Source organism: Blautia sp. Marseille-P3087, from assembly GCF_900120195.1.
In the GTDB taxonomy this organism is placed as follows: domain Bacteria; phylum Bacillota; class Clostridia; order Lachnospirales; family Lachnospiraceae; genus Blautia_A.
In genome coordinates this window covers 2,217,377-2,224,648 of sequence record NZ_LT635539.1, presented here as the reverse complement: position 1 = coordinate 2,224,648, position 7,272 = coordinate 2,217,377, and the positions used below count along the sequence as shown (strand labels likewise).

Annotated in this window: 5 protein-coding genes (1 of these 5 running past the window's edge); all 5 read right to left on the bottom strand. The window is 43.4% G+C overall.

Features of this window, described 5'->3' with window-relative positions:
* On the bottom strand, positions 1-1,063 hold the 5' portion of the coding sequence (locus BQ7344_RS10630; protein ID WP_072522556.1) for a family 43 glycosylhydrolase. It extends 389 nt beyond the left edge of the window; 1,063 of the gene's 1,452 nt are visible here — the first part of the coding sequence; its start codon is at positions 1,061-1,063; its stop codon lies off the left edge, out of view.
* A gap of 132 nt (positions 1,064-1,195) precedes the next feature.
* Complete coding sequence (locus BQ7344_RS10625; RefSeq protein WP_072522555.1) at positions 1,196-2,506, bottom strand: leucine-rich repeat domain-containing protein; 1,311 nt, start codon at positions 2,504-2,506, stop codon at positions 1,196-1,198.
* A gap of 2 nt (positions 2,507-2,508) precedes the next feature.
* Positions 2,509-3,867 (bottom strand): MBOAT family O-acyltransferase, encoded by a 1,359-nt coding sequence (locus tag BQ7344_RS10620; RefSeq protein WP_072522554.1) that lies wholly within the window; start codon positions 3,865-3,867, stop codon positions 2,509-2,511.
* Positions 3,864-5,672: a leucine-rich repeat protein gene (locus tag BQ7344_RS10615; protein WP_072522553.1), complete on the bottom strand. Its 1,809-nt coding sequence runs from the start codon at positions 5,670-5,672 to the stop codon at positions 3,864-3,866. The genes BQ7344_RS10620 and BQ7344_RS10615 overlap by 4 nt, the downstream gene beginning before the upstream one ends.
* A 133-nt stretch (positions 5,673-5,805) precedes the next feature.
* On the bottom strand, positions 5,806-7,272 hold the full coding sequence (locus BQ7344_RS10610) for an MFS transporter (protein WP_072522552.1): 1,467 nt from the start codon (positions 7,270-7,272) through the stop codon (positions 5,806-5,808).

Sequence of the window (7,272 nt, the reverse complement as noted above, 5' to 3'; positions counted from 1 at the left end):
TACATGCAATATATGACGGATAAGTCCCCTTTCCTTCCAGCGGGCCTCCGTTTAATCCACAGGAAGTCATCTCTGCCTGATAAAATTTCCCGTCTTCAAAACGGATTTCTTCTGCCATAGCCTGACGCGAAGACTGCTTACGGTTACTGTGTCTGTGATAGAAAACAAAATATTTTCCATTCAGCTCAATAATACTTCCGTGTGTATTTCCGGTGTTATTTCTCGCATGTTTTACATCCGGGACACCTTCCATTCCTATGTCGCCATTACTTACCAGGATTCCGCCATACTGGAATTTCTTTACCGGACTGTCACTTGTCGCATAGCAGAGTTCATGGCTGTTCATTGTGCTGTAAATGAAATAGTATGTACCATTAAATTTACGCATGGAGCTTGCTTCAAGGAAAGAATGTCCCTCATAAGGAGTACCGATGGATTCCTTTTCGCCAGCAACTCCAATATAGGACGGTCCATTCAGTACCGTCAGCATATCAGAAGGATCAAGTTCAAAACACATCGGGCCATGTTCTGTCGGTTTCGATCCATCCAGAAGGATCGGGTTTCCTGCCAGTGCAAAACCTGTATACAGATACAGTTTTCCATCATCATCCATAAAGATACCCGGATCAAACTGGAACGGCTCATTTTTTTTGCCAATTGCAATACCGTCACTGTATTTTACATACCCGTAAAATTCATATTTTCCTGCCGGTTCATCACATACAGCTACGGAGATCATCTTTGTACCACCCATGAAATAGTACAAATAAAATCTTCCATCCGGTCCCTGCACCATATCCGGCGCTGCAAGGCCATTTGTCAGACGGATTCTCGGTGCTGCCGGATCCTGTTCTCTCTTATAAATGCAGCCCTCATAACGCCAATTACCAAGATCATCCACCGGTGCCGACCAGCAGACATAATCGCCCAGGCAGAAATTCAGTCCGTTGAATATATCATGAGAACCGTAAACATACACACGGTCTCCTACAACATGTGGTTCTGCATCCGGAACATATTCCCAGCTTGGCATGTATGGATTCACAGCCTGTTTTGTTTTCATGTTTTCCCTCCAGATTTCATATTATCAATTTCACAATCCTGATTTTACAGTTCAAAATTTATAGTCTCACTTTTATCGTATCTTCATTGTATCATGATTTTCCGTATCAGATTTCTTTTGAACGTGGTTGGTTTATTTTTCTGCGTGAGCAGTAACTTTCCCGATCCTGCCGGCATACACTGACCAGAAATAATTTCGCTTATAACTGTCTACAGACATCTGCGGAACAAGGATTTCTGCACCTGTACCATCCAGAAGATGCTGACCCACAATACATTTCGAAGGATCTTTCTGTTCAAGCACAATTTGCTTAAGACCTGCACAATTCGAAAAAGCATAGTCTTCAATCTGTGTCACATTCTCCGGGATCACGATCGTTTCTTCACCCTGATATGTCTCACTGTCCTTTGCAGTCCATATTCTGGTTTCTGCAGATACATCTCCCCACGTTCTGTGAGGTTTCTCCGGGAGTTCCACAGTTACAGCTCTGTCATCCCCCAGCATCGCTTTCATATCGCGGATCAGCTGCACGGTATTTACCTCTTTTCCTGGCTGATTCAGATGAAAATTGGTGTCAAAAAACCACTCCGCTTCCATCAGACTGTTTTCCGGATTTCCTATAACAGGAAAATCCAGTTTCTGACGCAAAAATACATCATATGCTGCCAGGTCATCCATATCTTCCACAGACAGTTTATTTACCGGACAGTACCGATACCAGACCACAGCCCCTTTTTTTTCAAGTCTTTTGGCCCAGTCATTCATATAGTCCATAAATTCCGGCTGAACTACATCTTCTGTAAATCTTACTTTCTGGTTCACATCATAACCATTCGGAAGGATGTTTTCCCGACATGTATCCAGTTCGATATCTCCGTATGTATTAAAGGATTTCTTCTGATAAATGCTGTCCGTCTGAGGCTTCTGCCCTTTCATTACATAATTCAGCTTTTCCAGTGCAAACCGTGGAAAATTTCCCAGCATCGCCTCAAAGTTTTCACTTTTCAGATCACGAAGCATTCCAAAGGCTCCATCAGCAGCCTGCCACATGTATTCTCCGTTAAAATAATCGGAAAATGTCTGCTCACTCTGCTCCGGGGAAAGGATTACGATATCTCCTTCATGAATATAATTTTCGGAAAGATCCATAACTGCCTTGGTTCCAAGACCTGCATACATACCGAAATTAACTATTTCATATGAAGGAAAAAAATCATCCATCAGGGCACTGTCACAGTCAAAAGCCACTCCGCTTCCTCCGACAAGCACAATTCGCTTTCCCGAAGTTTCCTTCAGCCTCTCATATTTACTTTTCAGTTCTCCCATAAATGTATCCCCGAACTGTACAGGCAGTCCAAAACCGCAGATCAGAAAAAATACCTGTTCAGCCAGAATCACTGCCAGTGCAGTTGCAACAATACGTCTTACTGTTCTTTTATCCATATTTAAAACCTGAAATAAATAAATGCATTTTCACCGCCTGATGCCATCCTGCCAAGCCATGAAAATTCAATCACAGTCACCATAACAACAAAAATCACTGCTGCCATACAAAAGCCTTTCTGAGTCTGGCAGTTCTTATCGATCTCCTCAGGAAGTCGTTCCAGAATCAGCCAGCTAATTCCTGTCGTAAGAAGTCGCAGAATCGCAAATCCCCGAATTCCCAGGAAACTCATAGTCTCAGCTATTCCACTGCCCAGAGGATTCACAAACGGCTGTTGCAGAATCCGCCATGCTCCGATAAGTGAAGGAGCACGAAAGAACACCCACGCAATATTCACAAGAAGCAGCGTAAGGATCCAGCCAGCCACCGGATGAAGGATTCTCTTTTTATCTTTCCTAATCTGTGAAAGGCATATAGCACCAACCATATAGATTCCATGGATCAGTCCCCATACAACAAAATTCCATGACGCTCCATGCCAGAATCCACTCAGCAGAAAAACGATCAGTACATTCCTGCATCGCTTTGCAAACCCTCTGCGGTTTCCTCCAAGTGGAATATATACATAATCTGTAAACCAGCATGTCAGGCTGATATGCCATCTTTTCCAGAAATCCTGTATGCTTACCGCGCGATAAGGATGCCTGAAATTTTCCATAAGCCGTATTCCCATCATACGTGCCGCACCTCTTGCAATATCTGTATATCCCGAAAAATCACAATAAATCTGAACCGCAAAAAACGCCGTTCCCAGAACCGCTCCAATTCCTCCGGCATCCTGCGGCGCAGCATATACTTTATCAACATATACCGCCAGATAATCTGCCACGACAACTTTTTTGTAAAATCCCCGGAGCATCAGCCAGAAACCATTCAGCAGATTTTCCCCTCTCATTGTATGCTTTTCCTTCAGCTGTCCAAGAAGATTACCTGCTCTCTCGATCGGACCTGCAACCAGCTGTGGAAAGAACGATACAAACAGAGCATAGCTTAAAGGACTTTTTTCCGCTGAAATTTCGCCACGATACACATCGATCACATATGCCATTGTCTGGAAGGTATAAAATGAGATTCCCACTGGCGGGACTGAATATTTCAGACCGATCAGAAATCCCAGACATACAGTCACTGCCAAAATCAGCCAGGCTCTTCTGTGTCTGCCCTTCTCAACAGCAATTCCCGCCAGATACGTGATTGCCGTTGTAAGCAGAAGCAGTCCTCCTGCCCAGGAACTTTCTTTTATGTAAAAGAAATAGCTCACAGCCAGTAGAAAGAGTTCTCTGTATTTCCATGGAATCTTCCAGTACAAAAGCACTACCACCGGAAAGGAGAAAACAAATGTCAGTGATATAAAATTCATTTCTTTTCCTCCTTCACAAACTGTTCTTTTAGATTCCTTATCACTTTTTCAGTCCGGATCTGTGCCCCTTCCGTAGACAAATGATTATCCGTTCCATACAGATAAATTCCTGTATACAAAGAATCCTCAAGTTCCGAAATGACAGGAACATTCAGCTGACTCTTAAAATATTCATGCAGCCGGATTCTTTCCTCCTGTGTGCTGTCTTCAGAAAGCGCATATTTATTTCTGGGTGAGTAAGTAAAATAAACTTTTATTCCCTGATCCAGAAATCTTTGAAATTCTGTATTTATGGAATCGATATAAGTATCCTTCGGATATGCATTTACTGTATAATTTACCGGAAGTCCGTAAATCGGTTTTTCACTTGTGGAATTCGGACGGTACACTACATAATCCCCGTATTCATTGTAGCTTGGCTCCTCCACTTCATTTCCATCCTCGTCATACTCTGATGCGCAGACATCATAATTTTTTCTTTCCATATCTGCTCTTGCATCCTGATATGCAGTAAAAGCAGTGAAAATCTGTTTATACTCTCTGAGATCCAGCTGCACAAACACATCATAATCTGACTCCATCATGGCAAAAGTTGCATAATCCAGTTCCTTCTGATAACAGAACTGCCGGTTTGCCGCATCAAATTCCGGAGAATCCAGAAGAACATCTCCTTCCTTCATACAGGAACGAATCAGTTCAAGCTGCGGAAGTGCCGGTGAATAGGCAAAAACTCCCATATTGACTACTTCATAATCAGGAAAAGCCTGGTCTATCATCTCACTGTCGTAACCAAATCTTGTCGAAGAGCCGGAAAACAGGACAATCTTCTTTTTATCCTTCATGCTCAACAGACGATCATATTTATCCTGGAATGTATCGAAATAATTTCCACTGTAGGCCGGAGCCTCGATTGCGTTGATATGCAGAGTATGCAGCATATCACAGTCCTGAAATGCATAGTCACTGATTTTTTCCAGATCATCATAAAGATACAACTGTTCCAAATGACTGTTTCTGAATGCCCACTTTTCAATTTCATAGATTCCCGGCGAAAGAATCACGGTTTTACAGTCTGTATCTGCAAAAGCATTCTCCCGGATTGTACGTACCGGTAATCCCCCAAGACTGGGTGGAATACAGATCTGCTGTGCCTTGCCGCTATATCCGGTTATGACTGCAAAGCCTGATACTTTTTTGTATATAAAATCTGCCTCGTCTGTCCACGGCGTCCACTGTGCATACAGCACAAGCCCTGCTTTCCACGCGATCCGGCTTCCAAGTCCCACAGCCTGGCCGCTTCCATCAGCCCTGGTATTCCATCCAAGCAGTGTGTAACCCTTTCTGAAAAAGAGATCCGTTCCTATTGAAGTATTGATTCTCTGGTGAGTACCTCGATAACAGATGCTCGCTCTGTCTGAATCCCCTGAAGTGTTTTGTCCGCCATTGGCATCATACAAAATCTCATATTTTCCTTTTTCAGCCTGAATGCAGATACTCTCCGAATATTTTACTTCATGCAGAACAATCTCCACGGTTTTTCCATCATCATCTTTTATTATTTCTGTCTCGCCATGATAATCTGTGCCCAGAAGCTGCCAGTTATTATCCAGCGTGACTGTAAAGCTCACATTGCTTCCGGATTTTATTGTTCTGACAGGATCCGTCACCTGATACCCATCCCCCTTTTCCATAACAATATGACAAAGCTGTTCTTTTTCGGGCTCTTTCTGCTTACATCCTATCAGACCTGTCACTATCAGAAGAAGGAATACCCAGAATACAGTTTTTAATTTTCTTTTACCCATAGTTCAGTCTCCTCCTTCCGTTTTATCTTATAAATACACAGCGGTCTTCCGGTATACTTAAGGCACAGTTTTGTACTTACTAACCTTATATATATCAGAAGACCGCCTCTTTACACCAGTCTTTTACGACTCTTTATTTATTTTTTCTTGCTGCGATTGCTTTCTGTTCTTCCGGCAGATTCTTCTCTATCGTGAAGAAGAAAATCAGTACTGCACAGATTACATAAGCGATCGTCTCTACCCAGATATATCCGACAGAGATTGCTGTCTGTGCTGCAGCTGTCTGTGCTGCAGTACCAAGAGCAATATCTGCTGCCTGATCGTATCCACTGGCATTTAAGATTGCACTGAAAATAGAGTTACATACCGGAGTCGCAGCTACCATGATGGAACTGTAAATAGACATTGTAAGTCCATCTGTACGGATTCCGGCTTTGTATTCGATATGATCGATTACGTCTGCAAGCATGGCAAGAATCATGTAACATGCCGGAGCAGATCCAAGGCATTTAAGAGCTACACCGATTGCTACAGGAACAATCTGCCCGTTACCCATGATTGCGATCACGCCACCGACAGCACCAAGAAGCATGCCGGCCATACATACGATACGTTTTCCGAATTTGTTACAGAGCGGTACGATTGCCACTGCTGCCACAGCCATCGGAACTGCACCCATGATACTTAAAAGGGACTGTGAAGCGCCCCAGGCATCTGCTGTACCGAAGAAAGTATTATCCATTACCCACTTACAGAAATAAGTCATGGAACCATTCTTCATGGCACCGCTCCACTGGAAGCCCATGTAGAACAGCATCACAATCCACCACATTTTTTCACTGGTAACTGCAGAAAGCTGTTCTTTCAGAGAAGCTATCTTAACTGTTTTCTCCTCTGTATCGCCCTCAGACATCTGTTCTTCTGTTACACGCTCACGTGTGAACTTGAACTGTAAGAAGATGGTCAGCGCGGAGAAAATAGCGATTGCAGTCATCGCTACCAGCCACAGATGCTGATTTTCTTTCAGTGCGAAAGAAACCAGGATCGGGAATACCATGGAACCGGCACCCATAACAGCAAGTCCTGCCACATTTGTGAAGGAAGCCAGTGCACCTCTCTGTTTACTGTTTCTTGTAGATACAGGAATCAGTGTGGAGTTAGCTGTATTGTAGATCGGATAAGCCACAGCATAAAACAGGTTGTAGGCAATCGCGATCCACACCATTTTGGCAGTTCCCTCAAAAGGAACTACAAACATCAGTACAGAGGCAATGGACAGAGTCAGAGCAGACAGCAGGATCCACGGTCTTGCCTTTCCAGCCATTGTTCTCGTACGCTCAATAAGCTGACCTACGATCAGGTTTGCTGCTACGATCAGAATGGTCGAGAACAGCTGTAAAGTTGTCAGAAATGTCAGGTTCAGTTTCAGGACATCTGTAAAATAATTCTGAAGGATACTGGTAAAAATACCGGAAGCCAGAAGTGCTCCGAACGGTCCGATAAAATATCCTATCAACATCTCCGGAAGTTTTACATCCTCTGATTTGATTCTGGAACCGGTCAGTGGACCGTTCCAGAAATCTTTATTTGTCTTGCTCAT